The following is a 14,334-nucleotide window of genomic DNA, read 5'->3' as shown; positions in this document are numbered from 1 at the left end:
ATGTTGAATGACCCACCGCATTCGTCGGAACGCCGCCCGGAGCAAGCCCGCTCCCACATTTGTTTTTGTAGTGTTACATCACGCGTTTTTCGGCTTCGGGAATGTGACTTGCACCCAGCACTGCCGGCAGCAGCCCGGCACGCAAATCCGTACCGCTCGGCTGCTGATAAAGGCTCAACCCGAATTCCGGCAGCACCGCCAGCAGGTAGTCGAAAATATCCCCCTGAATCCGCTCGTAGTCGGCCCACGCCGTGGTGCGGGTGAAGCAATAGATTTCCAGCGGAATACCCTGGGCCGTGGTCTGCATCTGGCGCACCATGCAGGTCATGTTCGGCTGGATCTCCGGGTGACTCTTCAGGTAGGCCAGCGCATAGGCGCGGAACGTGCCGATATTGGTCATCCGCCGGCGGTTGGCGGACATGGCCGCGACGTTGCCCTGGGCTTCGTTCCAGGCCTTGAGCTCGGCCTGTTTGCGGGTCATGTAGTCGGTGAGCAAGTGCACCTGGGACAGTTTCAGCTCCTCGTCGTCACGCAGAAAGCGTACGCCGCTGGCATCGATGAACAGGCTGCGCTTGATCCGGCGGCCGCCGGAAGCCTGCATGCCGCGCCAGTTCTTGAACGACTCGGACATCAGGCGCCAGGTCGGGATCGAGACGATGGTCTTGTCGAAATTCTGCACCTTGACCGTGTGCAAGGTGATGTCCACCACATCGCCATCGGCGCCCACCTGGGGCATCTCGATCCAGTCGCCGACCCGCAGCATGTCGTTGCTGGTCAATTGCACGCTGGCGACGAACGATAGCAGCGTGTCCTTGTAGACCAACAGAATCACCGCCGACATGGCACCCAGGCCCGACAGCAGCAACAGCGGCGAGCGGTCGATCAGCGTAGCGACGATGATGATCGCGCCAAACACGTACAACACCAAATTCGCCAGTTGCACATAGCCCTTGATCGAGCGGGTGCGGGCGTGTTCGGTGCGGGCGTAGATATCCAGCAGGGCATTGAGCAGGGCGCTGACCGCCAGCAGCAGAAACAGGAAGGTGAAGGACAGCGCGACATTGCCGAGGAAATTCAGGCCGGTTTTGCTCAGGTCCGGCACCAGATTGAGGCCGAACTGGATCACCAGCGAAGGCGTGATCTGGGCCAGGCGATGGAACACCTTGTTCTGTAGAAAATCATTGACCCAGTGCAGGGGCGGCTGGCGACTGAGCATTTTTGCCGCGTGCAGAATGAGGTAGCGCGCCACCCGTCCGAGGAACAGCGCAATTGCCAGCAGCAGCAACAGCGACAGGCTGGAGTGCACGAGCGGGTGCTGGTCGAGGGCACCCCAAAGGTCCAGGACGTTGGTCCAGAGCTGTTTGATATCCATGGTCGAAAACGATTCTTCTGTAAGGCGCGAGAGGGGATTAGAGCATTTAAGACGCTTTGTATTACGTTTCGGGAAAAATCAGGCAACAAAAAACCAACTGTTTACCGCCATTTGTATAAAGAAACTCGGCCTGAGCGCTCGAAACCGTTACCCTATGCAGCTGTTTTTTTGCATTTCTTCGAGGTAGCACCCGTGTTTTCCCAATTCGCCCTGCACGAACGCCTGCTCAAAGCCGTGGCCGAGCTGAAATTTGTCGAGCCAACGCCTGTGCAAGCCGCGGCCATCCCGCTGGCGCTCCAGGGGCGTGACCTGCGGGTGACGGCGCAAACCGGTAGCGGCAAAACCGCTGCATTCGTTTTGCCGATCCTCAACCGTCTGATCGGCCCGGCGAAAATCCGCGTCAGCATCAAGACCCTGATCCTGCTGCCGACCCGCGAACTGGCCCAGCAGACCTTGAAAGAAGTTGAACGCTTCTCGCAGTTCACCTTCATCAAGTCCGGCCTGATCACCGGCGGTGAAGACTTCAAGGTCCAGGCCGCGATGTTGCGCAAGGTGCCGGACATCCTGATCGGTACGCCAGGCCGGATGATCGAACAGTTGAACGCCGGCAACCTCGACTTGAAAGAAGTTGAAGTCCTGGTGCTCGACGAAGCCGACCGCATGCTCGACATGGGCTTCGCCGAAGACGTTCAGCGTCTGGTGGACGAGTGCACCAACCGTCAGCAGACCATGCTGTTCTCTGCCACCACCGGTGGTTCGGGCCTGCGCGAGATGATCGCCAAAGTCCTGAACAACCCTGAGCACTTGCAGCTCAATGCGGTCAGCCAGCTGAACGACACCACCCGCCAGCAGATCATCACCGCTGACCACAACCAGCACAAAGAACAGATCGTCAACTGGCTGCTGGCCAACGAGACCTACCAGAAGGCCATCGTCTTCACCAATACCCGGGCCATGGCCGACCGTATCTACGGCCGCCTGGTGGCGCAGGAATACAAAGCGTTCGTGCTGCACGGCGAGAAAGACCAGAAGGATCGCAAACTGGCGATCGACCGCCTTAAGCAGGGCGGCGTGAAAATCCTTGTGGCCACCGACGTCGCCGCTCGCGGTCTGGACGTAGATGGCCTGGACCTGGTGATCAACTTCGACATGCCGCGCAGCGGCGACGAATACGTGCACCGTATCGGTCGTACCGGTCGCGCCGGTAACGATGGCCTGGCGATTTCACTGATCTGCCATGGCGACTGGAACCTGATGTCGAGCATCGAACGCTACCTCAAGCAGAGCTTCGAGCGCCGCACCATCAAGGAAGTCAAGGGCACCTACGGCGGACCGAAAAAGGTCAAGGCCTCGGGCAAGGCCGTCGGCGTGAAGAAGAAAAAGACCGACGCCAAGGGTGACAAGAAGAAAACTGCCGCCAAGACCCCGACCAAGCGCAAGAGCGCGAACCGGCCGAAGAGCGATTCCCTGGTCAGCAAGGACGGCATGGCCCCGCTCAAGCGCCGCAAGCCGGAAGCGCCAGCGGCTGAGTAAATCGTTGCAAGCGACCCATAAAAAACCCGGACACTGTCCGGGTTTTTTATGTCTGATGATTATCAACTCTCGGTTTTCTTTTCTGCCGAGTCCAACTCCTTCAAGCGCTGATCGATTAACTGACACTTGTCCGGCAGGTCCTTGGCGGCAGTGCCCAGGTCCATTTTCTGCAACTCGTCGTTGATCTCCTTGGCCTTGGTCGGGTTCTGCTCGGTGAGCCTGGCCACTTCCCGGGCCAGTTGTTCGCGTTTGGCGGTGGCTTCCTCGAGGGTGCAGGCCCAGGCAGGCAGGGCACAGGTGAGGGTAGCGGCGAGAGTGAGCTTCTTCAGCAGTGGTTTCATGGGGGGCGGGCCTCAGCTCTGGTCAAGGCGGGTTATTCGGTTGAGCGTTGGCCCCTGGGGAAAGTTCAGCCTGTGATATTTGCGTTGGTTGTCAGCGCCTTTTCGCGGGCAAGCCCACGGGTTTTGTGAACACCGCAGAAACTGTGGGAGCGTGGCTTGCCCGCGAAGGCCGCGCCTCGGTGTCTGGGGTTAACCACCATGACAGCAGCTCGACTTCTCCTGTTCCTCATATTTGTCGTGATGCCGCACCCACTCCATGATTTCGTCTTCGTTGCGACCCTTGGGCGTCAGGTCCAGGTAGTTGTAGGCGCCGACCAGCATGTCCAGGCCCCGGGCATAGGTGGAGTAGGTATGGAAAATTTCGCCGGCGTCATTGCGATAAAACACGCTGAGACCGGGGAGTTCCTCCTCGGCGCCGTCGGTTTTTTCGTAGTTGTATGTAGCCTTTCCGGCGGCGACGTCTTCGGCTCGGGCGGTGACGCCAAAGTCGTAGTTGAAATCGCAGCCTTCGGACGACACCCAGTCGAACTTCCAGCCCATGCGCCGTTTGAACGCCTGGAATTCGGCGAACGGTGCGTGGGAAACCGCTACCACGGCCACGTCATGGTGGGCCAGGTGCTGGTTGGCGCCGTCGATGTGATCGCTCAGGTACGAGCAACCGGGGCAGCCCTCATCCCAGCCCTCGGCGAACATGAAGTGGTAGATGACCAACTGGCTGCGCCCCCCGAACAGGTCCGCCAGTTTCAGTTCGCCGTCGGGTCCCTGGAAGTGGTAGTCCTTGTCGACTTTCACCCAGGGCAGGGCACGGCGTTCGGCGCTGAGTCTGTCCCTTTCCCTGGTGAAGGCTTTTTCGTGGGCCAGGTGCTCTTTGCGGGCGGCGACCCATTCTTCCCGCGATACGACGGGATGGTTCTGAATGTTCATGTTGTTTTCTCCTGCGTGGGGCGGGGAGGTGACTTACACAGCCTAGTCGTTTGGCTTGCATGGATTTCGACATGCCGCCGGTCGGTCGTCTGCAAACGCCCGGCTGAACGGTGGCCGGGCGTACCGGTCACAACCTGTAAGGCCCGTTCAATTGCACGGGCATCAATCGAACGGACACCGGAGGTTGAATCAGGATGACGACTTACAACTGGGACTTGATTGAGCGCTTGCTGCATGAAGTGCAAAACAGCGCGGGCCACAGCTTCACGCCGCGGCCTTACGCCGAACAGCATGCCGCGCAGAAGGCTGCGGAAGGCGAGCCGATTGAAAATCTTGATCACTTGAAAACGGTGGCTGGAGAGTACGAAAAGTTACTGTTGGCGCGTGGCTATATCGCGCCGCGACCTGAAGACGAAGGTGGCACGGGCACCAATTACATTCTGACGGCGCGGGGTTCGCGTTTGTTGAGCCTGATCGACAGCAGTATTCCCGGCAATGATCACCCGCGGCAGGTCCTGGACGAGCAGGCGGATGCGCTGGATGAGATGACGTTCGATGAGGTAGCGTCGAAAGCGCAGATTGCCTGATGTTGTGTGATCCCCTGTGGGAGCGAGCCTGCTCGCGATAGCGATTTCAGCTTCAGTATTGATGTTGACTGACGCACCGCAATCGCGAGCAGGCTCGCTCCTACATGCGACTTGTGTTGCAGTCAGTCCTGTTTCGCCGCTTTCAGGCACTTCAAGTCGTTGAAGTCCTTCCTCACACCTTCAATTTTCTTCAGCAACCGTGCGCGCTGGTTCGGCGTGCTTTCAGCCATCAGATCCACGAACAGTGAACGCGCCTGGGCTTCGGTGTTGGTAAAGGCCTGTCGATAGGCAGGTGTCCACAACTTCTCGCGATTGACCAGAAGTGTCTCGATTCGTTGTGGGAATTGTGGACTCTGGCGTTGGGCAACGGCCGCGCTGAACTGATTCTGCCAATGGACCCGGTTGGCAAGCCACTGGGTGTTCTGATCGCCCAGGGCGCTGGACCATGTGGCTACCCGCTGTTGCTGGGTGGTGCTCAGTGGCCCGAGCCAGTCATTCAGGCGCTTCTCCATGCGGGCGCTGCGCTCCTTGATCTGCTGGTCGAGGGAGGGTTTGAGGTATTCCTCCTGGCGTTTGCGCCGGTCCTTGGCGAAGGCGTCGTTCATTTCGGCGACTTGCTTGTCATCCAGCCTTTGCAGCAACTCGATGGCCGACGGGGTGATTTCTCGCGCGGTCTCTGCGATCGCCTGTTCGGCTTCGTGGGCGCGGGCCTGCAAGGCGGCATCGGTGACCTGGTTGGTAGCGACCATGGTTTGCAGGCGGTCCAGCCAGTCGAGATAGCCGGGCAGTTGGGTGGTGCAGTGCCAGCTCAGGTGTTCTTTCAGGCGCTCGTCCAGCCAGATTTTTTGCTCGCCGTTCATGTCCAGGTAGTCGCTGAGCGTCCAGGGGATGATCACATCGAGATTGCGGTAGGCCAGGCCCACGCGGCTGCACGCGCCGAGGGCGAGGGTAACGGTCAACACAACGGCGAAATGTTTGAACCAGCGGGACATGGGCGATTCCTTGCGAAAGCCAGTCTTCGGGGTCTGATTCTCATGTGAACCCGGGAGGAGCCCGGCAGTTCAGCCGATCAATAGAACGCGCGTTCGGCCTTGAGCGTCACCAGCCCGTCGCACTGGCTGTTGTGCCCGGCATAGGCCGAGCAACCGCTGCCGTTCAGGCTGGAGTCACTGTAGATCAGGTCAAGGTCGATGCCCATGAACGGGCGGGACAATTTCAGCGACCAATCGGTAAAACTGCCTACATACCCGCCATCCACCGCCACTGGCGTATTGAATTGGTGGGTGGTGTATTTCAGGCTGATGCCGACACCGAACGGTTGATTGCCGCTCAAGTCAGCGAACAGGGTGTTGTTCTGTTTGTCCGGGTCATTGCTGAAGGCGATGCCGAAACGGCTGCCGAGCAAGGTCAGGCCGCCGAACAGTTCCTGGCTGTCAGGGGGCGTGACTTCGGGGTAGCTGTAGCGGATCAGGCCCACTTCGTAGCCGAGGGTTTGGTCGAAGGGTTGTTTAAAACCCATGTAGGAGTCGATCTCGAGGTCTTTCCCTGGGCTGATGCCCATGCTGGGCGACCATTGGCCCACGTAGAAACCGCTGTCGTGGCTCAGGTCCAGGCCACCGTGGAACGAGCCGACGGTCGAGGGTTTGATCAGGCCCTGGGCCATGCTGCGGGTGGGGGTGGTGCCAAGCTTGAGGTCGAAGCCCCCCAGCTCACGCTGAAAGATTTGTGCCTGTGCCACGGAGCATGCCAGCAGGCTGCCGAGTAATGCCGAAAGGTAGAAAGATTTGAGCATGCGTCACTCCATGAACTGCGAGGGCAGGCTGGTGAACCCGCTGAAACGCTTGATCCAGACGTGTGCAAGGATACCGGCGAATGATCGGCAATGTAGGCCGTTCGTCGATTTCTACGGGATTTGAAGGAGTGCCGGAGGAGTAACGAGGGTTCCAGTCCAAGCGCTTCGAAGCTCAAAGCGCTTTGGGACCAGGTGACGCGAGGGGATTACTTTTTGCCCAGGGTGATCTGCTTGGACGGGCCGAACGTCTGGCCGCTGACGCCTTTGGCAATTTGCTGGATTTCACCGCCGGACTTGAGGAACGCAGCGATCTGGCTGTTGATCGATTCGCTGGTTTCGACGGCTGGAGCTGGCTTTGCTTTGCTGGTGGATGCTTTTACGCGCATGGCGGCCATTAACCTGTAGAAAATTAACTTGGCCAGGCATCGTACAGGAATTGCCTGATAATTGCTTGGCAAATATCCCCTTGGCATATTCGTGAGCACGGGGTAATTGGTCCCCGGCCAATATTCGAAATATGCACCTAAGCCGCTGTTTTAACTAATAACATTGCCTGGAAAAATACCGCGTCACGCTTGCCTGGGCATGGCGTAAATGCCCGGAACGGCCTGACGAGCGGACGAGGTGCGATGAAAACCCGGGAAAATTAAGGGCTTCAGGGAGATTTTCTCGCGCCACCGGGCCGGCTGCCGAACGCGGCGCTTAAAACCGGGTAGAATGCCGCCCACGCAATGAGGGTATTGGACATGGCTTTAGTCGGGCGTTACAACAGTTTGCAAGTGGTTAAACACACTAACTTCGGTTTATATCTGGACGGTGGCGCGGAGGGCGAAATCCTTCTGCCTAATCGTTATATTCCAAAAGATATTCCTACCGAAGATGAAGACTGGCTCAACGTTTTTATTTATCTGGACAGCGATGACAAACTCATCGCAACTACTGAAAAACCGAAAGTTCAAGTCGGTGAATTCGCCAGTTTGAAAGTTGTTGAAGTCAACAGCATCGGCGTATTCCTGGACTGGGGGTTGCCGAAAGACCTGTTGCTGCCGTTCTCCGAAGAGAAGCGCCAGATGACAGCGGGCGAGTATGTGGTGGTGCACGTCTATCTCGACAAGCACACCCGTCGCATTACCGCGACCGCGCGCCTGGACCGCTACCTGGACAAGACCCCGGCCAACTACACCGCGGGCCAGGAAGTGGATCTGCTGGTGGCCGAAGCCACGGACATGGGCTTCAAGGCCATCATCAACAACAAGCATTGGGGCCTGATCCACAAGAACGAAATCTTCAAGTTCATGCGCGCCGGTAAAGAAGAAAAGGGCTTCATCAAGGAAGTTCGCGCCGACGGCAAGATCAGCCTGAGCCTGCAACCGGTCGGCCAGGAAGCGGCCACCAGCCTGAACTCGAAGATCCTCGCCAAGTTGCGCGAAAACAACGGCAGCCTGGCGGTGAGCGACAAGAGCGATCCGGCGTTGATCAGCAGTCTGTTCGGTGTCAGCAAGGGCAACTTCAAGAAGGCCATCGGTGCGTTGTACAAGAACGGCCAGATTGTCATTCATGCCGATCGTATCGAACTCAGTTGATGCGCTGACAAGACAGAGGGCCAGGATGGCGCAAGCAGAGAAGTAGAGGTCTCTGGCAGGCGGCATTTTCTGGCCTTCTGGTTAATAATCGACAACATGATTCTTCGCCCCGGTGTTTTCTTTTCAACGAGAAGGCCGGGGCTTTGCTTTTACTGCCGAGTCTTTGCCATGGATTGTGTCTTCGAGGTGTTCCGGTGAGCGCCACCCGGCGCAGCGCCGACGGGTTTGCCCTGCAAGTGATGGTCGGGTTGTGCCTGATCTGGGGCGTGCAGCAGGTGATGATCAAGTGGGCAGCGACCGATATCGCGCCGGTGATGCAGGCGGCTGGACGTTCCGGTATGTCGGCGTTGCTGGTCGGGCTGCTGATCTGCTGGAAGGGCGGCTGGAACCAGGTAGGTACGACCTGGCGCGGCGGTCTGTTGGCCGGTGCCTTGTTCGGCCTGGAGTTCTTCTTCATTTCCGAAGGCCTGCAACTGACCACGGCGGCGCACATGTCGGTGTTCCTCTACACCGCACCGATCTTCACCGCATTGGGGGTGCACTGGTTGCTGCCCAGTGAGCGATTGCGGCCCTTGCAATGGCTGGGGATTGTCCTGGCGTTTATCGGGATTGCCATCGCGTTTGCCGGCGGGGTGTCCTGGGACAACCTTGATTACCGCATGTTGATGGGCGATGCCTTGGGTGTGCTGGCGGGTGCCGCCTGGGGCGCGACCACGGTGGTGGTGCGCGCCTCGCGCCTGTCGGAAGCGCCGGTGACCCTGACGCTGTTCTATCAGTTGATTGTCGGCTTCTTCGGCTTGTTGTTGATTGCGCTGCTCAGCGGCCAGATCACCCATGTCAGCCTGACCCATGTGGCGGTGGCCAGTGTGCTGTTTCAGGGCGTGGTCGTGTCGTTTTTCAGTTACCTGGTCTGGTTCTGGCTACTGCGCCGTTACCTGGCGGCCAACCTTGCGGTGTTTTCGTTCATGACGCCGTTGTTCGGCGTCACCTTCGGTGTGGTACTGCTCGGCGAGGAACTGAGCCTGAACTTCGTCATCGGTGCCGTGCTGGTATTGGCGGGCATCACTTTTGTCAGCGCCGAGCAGTGGTTGCGCCGTCGTTTGCGCAAAGCCCTCGGGCAGCATTGACCGGCGCGAGCAATAGACCGCCGGCGATCAACAAGCCGCAGCCGGCGACCACCAGTGCCGGCTGTAAACCGCCACTGAAATGACTACTCAGCGCCGCCAGCAATGGCCCGCTGAGCTGGCCCACGGCAAAGCAGGCTGTCAGCAGGCCGGCATTGCGCTGGGTGGCATGGGGCGCCAGTTCCCGGGAGCGTTGCATCACCAGTTGCATACAGGCCAGGAACGGCGTGCCGCACAGGATCACACCTAACGCCAGGCCTGGACCGTTGCCCAGCAGGCAGGCGAACACGCCCGCGGCTTGCAGCCATAACGTCGCCATCAGCCAGTGACTCGTGGCGCCAGGTTTTTGCCGACGCAGACTCACCAGCACCACACCGGTTGCCGCCGCCAGGCCAAAGCATGGCCAGAACAGGTCGGCCTGCCATTGGCCATGGAATTGCGCGTTGGCCATTTGCGACAAAAAGGTCGCGGGAATGATGTAGCCCAATCCGTACAAGGCATAGATCCAGCCAAGACGACCGATGCCTTGATTGCCCGAGGCGCTGGCGCTGGGTGCAGCAGTCGCGGTGACACTCGGTTGTGGCAGGAACGGCAGGATCCCCAGCAGCATCGCCAGCCCCGTGGCGGCGTACACCAGCCACAAGGTGGCGGAAGTCTGGCCCAGCAGATTCGAGCCCAGGGCCAACAGACCTGTCAGAAAAATCCCCAAACCGGGTCCGGCGAAGACCAGGGCTCCGAGCCGAGGACGACCGGCCGCTGCCGCGAGGGGTTGGCTCAGGGCGGTAATCATCACCAACACCCAGGCGCTGGCCACGCCGGTGCCGAAGCGCAGCAACAGGTGCGACCAGAAACCATTGGCCCAGAACGACGCCAGGGTCAGCAGCACGCACAGCCACAATCCGCCGAACAAGCGTCGGCGCACTTGTGGCGGACGCCGGGAAAACATGGCATCCACTGCGCCGATGAAATAACCGAGGTAGTTGGCGGCGGCAATCAGCCCGGCGGCAGTCAGGTCGATCTGGCCTTCGCTGAGCAGGTGCGGCAGCTGTGGTGTCAGGGCAAAACGGCCGATGCCCATGGCCATCATCAGGGCAACGAAGCTGGCGGATAAGCGAATCAGGGGAGACATGGTCTGGAGTCCGTCTGGAGGATCAATGACCGTCAGGCTAGGACTGATTGACTTTCTTTAAAAATGAATAATAGTGAGTAACTTGTTCTTTTTTGGAGAATGTCGTGGAGTTCAGCCAATTGCGCATCTTCCAGGCGGTGGCAGAGGAAGGATCCATAACCCGTGCCGCCGAACGGCTACATCGAGTTCCGTCGAACCTGTCGACCCGGCTCAAACAGCTGGAAGAGCAATTGGGTGTCGAACTGTTCCTGCGCGAACGTCAGCGCTTACAGTTGTCGCCTGCGGGAAAAGTCCTGCTGGACTACACCGCCAGGCTGTTTGCTTTGCGCGACGAAGCCAGCGCGGCGGTGCAGGGCGGGCAACCGGCGGGAGACTTCGTGCTCGGCACCATGTACAGCACGGCGGCGATTCACCTTCCGGGGCTATTGGCGCATTACCACCGTTTGTATCCGGCGGTGAACCTGCAAGTACAATCCGGCCCCAGCGGTGAACTGCTCGAAGGCCTGCTCACCGGTCGACTCGATGCGGCGCTGGTGGATGGCCCCCTGGAGCTGGCCGGACTCGACGGGGTGCCCTTGTGCGACGAGCGCCTGGTGCTGATCAGCGAGGCCGACCATCCGCCCGTGCGCAGCGCGCTGGATGTGCAAGGTCGCTCGGTGTTCACCTTTCGCCAGGGCTGCTCCTACCGCATGCGCCTGGAAGCCTGGTTCGCCCATGATCATGCGGCCATGGGCCGGGCGATGGAGATCGAGTCCTATCCGGGAATGTTGGCGTGTGTAATTGCCGGTTCCGGTGTGGCGCTGATGTCGGAGTCGATGCTCGCCAGTCTGCCGGGCCGTGAGAGTGTGGCCGTACATCCTTTGGCCGAACCGTTCGCCAGTGCTACCACCTGGCTGATGTGGCGCAAGGGCATGGTCGGGGCCAACCTGAATGCCTGGATCGAGCAGCAACAGGTGGTTTTTCCACAGGCACATGTGCGGGCGCAGGACATTGCCTGAACGCAGGCTGATTTTGATGGATTCAGTAACAGATCATTGTGACTTTGCGCGAGCATTGCGTAGGACTTCGGACTATTATCTGTACGAAGGGGCTACAGTACTTTGGCCGCTCGGCACTACCCTGAAGGGGGCATCATGAAAGAGAAAATCCAAAACTGGCTGCATGACTTGGGCGTTGCTCTCGGTTTGATCGAGCCGCCTCTGCAACCCGTGCCTGTTCGTACTGACGACGAACAACGTCGGCGCCAGCAGCGGCGCCGGTAATGGCAGATAACATCTGACAGGTGAAAGGTTTTCCCGTGGCGAGGGAGCAAGCTCCCTTGCCGCTTCGTGTACGTTTGATTACCAGACTTAGTACCGCCCGATCTCCAGCAAGAACCGGCTTAAATCATTCACCGTCCTGGCGGTCTTGAGCATCCGGTCTTCTTCCGCGGTAAACGCCGTGACACCCAGTTCATCTTCCAGATGGAAGATCAGTTCTTCGATATCTTTTTTATCCAATCCCAACTGCGCCAGGCTGGCGTTGTCGTCGAAGTCATCCCGGCCTTCCAGCAGGCGACTGATGTAGCGATGTACGACAGCACGAAGGGCAGCTTCTTTCATGATCGTTCTTCGACGAGGTGGGTGCAGTTCTCCCTGCCGATGCAGTTCCTGCCGTTGAGTACAGCAGGCTTTAGCCGTGTGAGCGCTGCCATTGGTCGATCATGCTACGCAAATGCTCCCCGGAAAAACTGCCGAAGTGCCCGCCATGCACCGTGCGGATCGATAGCGTGCGCAATCGTTGCAGGCTGCGGGCGTAGTCATCGAGATTGGAGTGGTAGGCGTCTTCGATTAGCGGGCCGTCGTAGATGATGTCACCGCTGAACAAGGTCTCTGTGGCGGCTTCGTACAGGCAGATGCCACCGGGCGAGTGTCCCGGTGTGTGCACGACCTGCAACACCCGATTGCCCAGGTCCAGCACATCGCCATCTTCGACAAACCCCGTGGCCGGTGCGGCCTTGACCCGGTATTCGGCGTAGCACAGCGGGCAATCGGGGTGCGCCTCGAACATGTCGTCGCCGACAAAGGCTTTGCTCAGGTCGTTGTTGCCATCGGGTGCCGCGAGAATGTCCGCCTCGGCCGGATGCACCAGGCGTTCAGCGAACTCGTGATGACCGGCGATGTGATCGAAATGGCAGTGGCTGGCCACGGCCACCAGCGGCCGCTCGGTGATCCACGGCAGTTGCTCGCGCAGGCTGACCAGGCCCGAGCCGCTGTCCAGCAGCAGGTCTTTGTCACGTCCCTGGATGTGCCAGAGGTTGCAGCGGTAGAAGGGGCGGATGTACGGCTCGTGGATCAGGCGGATGCCGTCACTGAGCGGTTTCACCTCGAACCACTGGTCACGAGAAACAATCTTCATGAACGTTTTCTCCAGGCGAAAAAAAACGAGTGTGGCAACCGACGCCACACTCGTCGAAGAAAGCATCAAGTCGTTATGTTCAGCTTAGGCAGCGCTGGCCACTGCTGCCGTGCGGCGGGACATCAAGCTCACCACCACGAAACTCACCAGGCCTACACCGAGGCTGTAGTAGATCGGGGTGTTGGCATCCAGACCGTCCTTGAACATGAACAGCAGCGCGGTGGCGAAGCCCATGCCCATGCTGGCGATAGCGCCGGCGGTGGTAGCGCGTTTCCAGAAGATCGCACCCATCAGCGGGATCAGCATGCCGCCTACCAACAGGTTGTAGGCCAGGGTCAGGGCGCTGATCACGTCGTTCACGATCAGAGCGATGCCCAGTACCACGATGCCGGTCAACAGGGTGAACAGGCGGTTGATCGCCAGGCTCGACTGTTTACCGCCACGCAGTTTCGGCAGCAGGTCTTCGGTCAGGGTGGTGGCGGCGGCCAGCAGGCCGGCGCTGGCGGTGGACATCATGGCGGCCAGTGCGGCAGCGATCACCAGGCCACGGATACCGTCCGGCAGGGACAGTTTCACGATCGCAGCGAAGGCGTTGTTGACGTTGTCGAGATCCGGGATCAGTACGTGTGCAGCCATGCCGATCAGGGCGCAGGCCAGGCCGTAGAGGATGCAGTAGATACCGGCAGCGGTACCGGCAACCTGAGCCACTTTGGCGGTCTTGACGGTGAACACCCGTTGCCAGATGTCCTGACCGATCAGGATGCCGAAGAAGTAGATCATGAAGTAGGTGATGATGGTGTCCCAGCCGATGGTGGTGAAGCTGAAGCTCGCCGCCGGCAGTTTCATTACCAACTCATCCCAACCGCCAACGCGGTACAGGCAGATCGGCAACAGGATGAACATCAGGCCGACAGTCTTGATCACGAACTGAACGATGTCGGTCAGGGTCAGGGACCACATGCCACCAATGGCCGAGTAGATCACCACGACGCCGCCGCCGAGCAGGACCGAGATCCAGAACGGCAGGCCGAACAGCACTTGCAGCACGGTGCCGATTGCCAGGATCGAGGTCACGCCGATCATCAGCGCGTAGGCCAGCATGATTACCGCGCTCGCGGAGCGGGCCATCGGGTTGTAGCGTTTTTCCAGGACCTGGGTAACGGTGTAGATCTTCAGTTTCAGCAGCGGTTTGGCGAGGAACAGGTTCAGCGCCACGATCCCGCAACCCAGGGCCGCACACAGCCAGAAACCGGAGATGCCATGCACGTAGCCCAGACGCACGGTGCCCACGGTGGACGCACCGCCCAGGACGGTGGCAGCCATGGTGCCCATGTACAGGCTTGGGCCGAGGTTACGACCGGCGACCAAAAAGTCTTCGTTGGTCTTGGCCTTGCGCATGCCGTAGTAGCCGAGTATCAGCATCGCGGCGGCGTAGATGAGTACGACGAATAAATCCAAAGCCATTGTGGCGTGTCTCCGATTGTCTTTTTTATGTGAGGCTGAAAATCAATCCCTTGTGGGAGCGGCTTGCTCGCGAAGACGGCGGCACATT

The 14,334-nt window shown here is 59.4% G+C and carries 16 protein-coding genes; 6 read left to right on the top strand and 10 right to left on the bottom strand.

Annotated elements, in window-relative coordinates; all coding sequences use genetic code 11:
- Positions 1 to 73: 73 nt before the first annotated feature.
- Positions 74 to 1,372, bottom strand: a complete 1,299-nt coding sequence (locus KGB29_RS10620) for a mechanosensitive ion channel family protein (RefSeq protein WP_154860787.1) — start codon at positions 1,370 to 1,372, stop codon at positions 74 to 76.
- 192 nt (positions 1,373 to 1,564) lie between these two features.
- Between KGB29_RS10620 and KGB29_RS10615 the strand changes: the two genes are divergently transcribed.
- A complete protein-coding gene (locus KGB29_RS10615; RefSeq protein WP_007972492.1) occupies positions 1,565 to 2,905 on the top strand; it encodes a DEAD/DEAH box helicase in 1,341 nt (446 codons plus the stop codon).
- Positions 2,906 to 2,967: 62 nt separating this feature from the next.
- Here the strand turns inward: KGB29_RS10615 and KGB29_RS10610 are convergent, their stop codons facing one another.
- Together KGB29_RS10610 and KGB29_RS10605 are read right to left on the bottom strand one after the other, a co-directional pair.
- On the bottom strand, positions 2,968 to 3,246 hold the full coding sequence (locus tag KGB29_RS10610) for a hypothetical protein (protein ID WP_154860786.1): 279 nt from the start codon (positions 3,244 to 3,246) through the stop codon (positions 2,968 to 2,970).
- 189 nt (positions 3,247 to 3,435) lie between these two features.
- The gene (locus KGB29_RS10605; protein WP_154860785.1) at positions 3,436 to 4,170 is read right to left on the bottom strand and encodes a DUF899 domain-containing protein; all 735 of its coding nucleotides are present in this window, start codon (positions 4,168 to 4,170) and stop codon (positions 3,436 to 3,438) included.
- A gap of 194 nt (positions 4,171 to 4,364) precedes the next feature.
- On the opposite strand from KGB29_RS10605, the gene KGB29_RS10600 reads away from it, so the two are divergent.
- Positions 4,365 to 4,757 (top strand): hypothetical protein, encoded by a 393-nt coding sequence (locus tag KGB29_RS10600; RefSeq protein WP_057715967.1) that lies wholly within the window; start codon positions 4,365 to 4,367, stop codon positions 4,755 to 4,757.
- A gap of 122 nt (positions 4,758 to 4,879) precedes the next feature.
- Here the strand turns inward: KGB29_RS10600 and KGB29_RS10595 are convergent, their stop codons facing one another.
- The 3 genes from KGB29_RS10595 to KGB29_RS10585 all read right to left on the bottom strand — a co-directional run bounded on the left by KGB29_RS10595 (position 4,880) and on the right by KGB29_RS10585 (position 6,944).
- Entirely contained in the window at positions 4,880 to 5,749 is an 870-nt protein-coding gene (locus KGB29_RS10595; protein ID WP_154946890.1) for a DUF6279 family lipoprotein, read from the bottom strand.
- A gap of 77 nt (positions 5,750 to 5,826) precedes the next feature.
- Positions 5,827 to 6,549, bottom strand: a complete 723-nt coding sequence (locus KGB29_RS10590) for a TorF family putative porin (RefSeq protein ID WP_154946887.1) — start codon at positions 6,547 to 6,549, stop codon at positions 5,827 to 5,829.
- A 206-nt stretch (positions 6,550 to 6,755) separates the two neighbouring features.
- Positions 6,756 to 6,944 (bottom strand): hypothetical protein, encoded by a 189-nt coding sequence (locus tag KGB29_RS10585; protein ID WP_015096330.1) that lies wholly within the window; start codon positions 6,942 to 6,944, stop codon positions 6,756 to 6,758.
- A 351-nt stretch (positions 6,945 to 7,295) separates the two neighbouring features.
- Between KGB29_RS10585 and KGB29_RS10580 the strand changes: the two genes are divergently transcribed.
- Positions 7,296 to 8,132 carry a S1 RNA-binding domain-containing protein gene (locus KGB29_RS10580; protein ID WP_154946885.1) on the top strand — a complete coding sequence of 279 codons (837 nt, stop codon included), beginning with the start codon at positions 7,296 to 7,298 and terminating at the stop codon, positions 8,130 to 8,132.
- Between the two features lie 194 nt (positions 8,133 to 8,326).
- Positions 8,327 to 9,259 carry a DMT family transporter gene (locus KGB29_RS10575; RefSeq protein WP_154946883.1) on the top strand — a complete coding sequence of 311 codons (933 nt, stop codon included), beginning with the start codon at positions 8,327 to 8,329 and terminating at the stop codon, positions 9,257 to 9,259.
- Here KGB29_RS10575 and KGB29_RS10570 read toward each other — a convergent pair.
- Positions 9,204 to 10,385 carry an MFS transporter gene (locus tag KGB29_RS10570; RefSeq protein WP_154946881.1) on the bottom strand — a complete coding sequence of 394 codons (1,182 nt, stop codon included), beginning with the start codon at positions 10,383 to 10,385 and terminating at the stop codon, positions 9,204 to 9,206. The genes KGB29_RS10575 and KGB29_RS10570 overlap by 56 nt on opposite strands.
- 104 nt (positions 10,386 to 10,489) lie before the next feature.
- Between KGB29_RS10570 and ptrR the strand changes: the two genes are divergently transcribed.
- Both ptrR and KGB29_RS28655 read left to right on the top strand, forming a co-directional pair.
- Positions 10,490 to 11,383: a putrescine utilization regulator PtrR gene (ptrR, locus tag KGB29_RS10565; protein ID WP_150813376.1), complete on the top strand. Its 894-nt coding sequence runs from the start codon at positions 10,490 to 10,492 to the stop codon at positions 11,381 to 11,383.
- Positions 11,384 to 11,518: 135 nt separating this feature from the next.
- Positions 11,519 to 11,647 (top strand): PA1414 family protein, encoded by a 129-nt coding sequence (locus tag KGB29_RS28655; RefSeq protein ID WP_007972508.1) that lies wholly within the window; start codon positions 11,519 to 11,521, stop codon positions 11,645 to 11,647.
- Between the two features lie 87 nt (positions 11,648 to 11,734).
- Here the strand turns inward: KGB29_RS28655 and KGB29_RS10560 are convergent, their stop codons facing one another.
- The 3 genes from KGB29_RS10560 to KGB29_RS10550 form a co-directional block, all read right to left on the bottom strand.
- On the bottom strand, positions 11,735 to 11,986 hold the full coding sequence (locus KGB29_RS10560) for a phosphopantetheine-binding protein (protein ID WP_150813377.1): 252 nt from the start codon (positions 11,984 to 11,986) through the stop codon (positions 11,735 to 11,737).
- Positions 11,987 to 12,056: 70 nt separating this feature from the next.
- Positions 12,057 to 12,782, bottom strand: a complete 726-nt coding sequence (locus tag KGB29_RS10555; RefSeq protein ID WP_150813378.1) for an MBL fold metallo-hydrolase — start codon at positions 12,780 to 12,782, stop codon at positions 12,057 to 12,059.
- Between the two features lie 84 nt (positions 12,783 to 12,866).
- Positions 12,867 to 14,246 (bottom strand): sodium:solute symporter, encoded by a 1,380-nt coding sequence (locus tag KGB29_RS10550; protein WP_057715959.1) that lies wholly within the window; start codon positions 14,244 to 14,246, stop codon positions 12,867 to 12,869.
- Positions 14,247 to 14,334 lie beyond the last annotated feature (88 nt).

It is taken from the genome of Pseudomonas sp. BF-B-30, assembly GCF_019956305.1.
GTDB lineage: Bacteria > Pseudomonadota > Gammaproteobacteria > Pseudomonadales > Pseudomonadaceae > Aquipseudomonas > Aquipseudomonas jessenii.
The sequence above is the reverse complement of the archived record's forward strand: the minus strand, read 5'-3'. Positions and strand labels throughout refer to the sequence as shown.

What these genes read in the sequence shown, in the direction of transcription:
- KGB29_RS10620 (WP_154860787.1), bottom strand. Translation starts at nt 1,372, where the DNA reads ATGGATATCAAACAGCTCTGGACCAACGTCCTGGACCTTTGGGGTGCC.
- KGB29_RS10610 (WP_154860786.1), bottom strand. Translation starts at nt 3,246, where the DNA reads ATGAAACCACTGCTGAAGAAGCTCACTCTCGCCGCTACCCTCACCTGT.
- KGB29_RS10605 (WP_154860785.1), bottom strand. Translation starts at nt 4,170, where the DNA reads ATGAACATTCAGAACCATCCCGTCGTATCGCGGGAAGAATGGGTCGCC.
- KGB29_RS10600 (WP_057715967.1), top strand. Translation starts at nt 4,365, where the DNA reads ATGACGACTTACAACTGGGACTTGATTGAGCGCTTGCTGCATGAAGTG.
- KGB29_RS10595 (WP_154946890.1), bottom strand. Translation starts at nt 5,749, where the DNA reads ATGTCCCGCTGGTTCAAACATTTCGCCGTTGTGTTGACCGTTACCCTC.
- KGB29_RS10590 (WP_154946887.1), bottom strand. Translation starts at nt 6,549, where the DNA reads ATGCTCAAATCTTTCTACCTTTCGGCATTACTCGGCAGCCTGCTGGCA.
- KGB29_RS10585 (WP_015096330.1), bottom strand. Translation starts at nt 6,944, where the DNA reads ATGGCCGCCATGCGCGTAAAAGCATCCACCAGCAAAGCAAAGCCAGCT.
- KGB29_RS10580 (WP_154946885.1), top strand. Translation starts at nt 7,296, where the DNA reads ATGGCTTTAGTCGGGCGTTACAACAGTTTGCAAGTGGTTAAACACACT.
- KGB29_RS10570 (WP_154946881.1), bottom strand. Translation starts at nt 10,385, where the DNA reads ATGTCTCCCCTGATTCGCTTATCCGCCAGCTTCGTTGCCCTGATGATG.
- KGB29_RS28655 (WP_007972508.1), top strand. Translation starts at nt 11,519, where the DNA reads ATGAAAGAGAAAATCCAAAACTGGCTGCATGACTTGGGCGTTGCTCTC.
- KGB29_RS10560 (WP_150813377.1), bottom strand. Translation starts at nt 11,986, where the DNA reads ATGAAAGAAGCTGCCCTTCGTGCTGTCGTACATCGCTACATCAGTCGC.
- KGB29_RS10555 (WP_150813378.1), bottom strand. Translation starts at nt 12,782, where the DNA reads ATGAAGATTGTTTCTCGTGACCAGTGGTTCGAGGTGAAACCGCTCAGT.
- KGB29_RS10550 (WP_057715959.1), bottom strand. Translation starts at nt 14,246, where the DNA reads ATGGCTTTGGATTTATTCGTCGTACTCATCTACGCCGCCGCGATGCTG.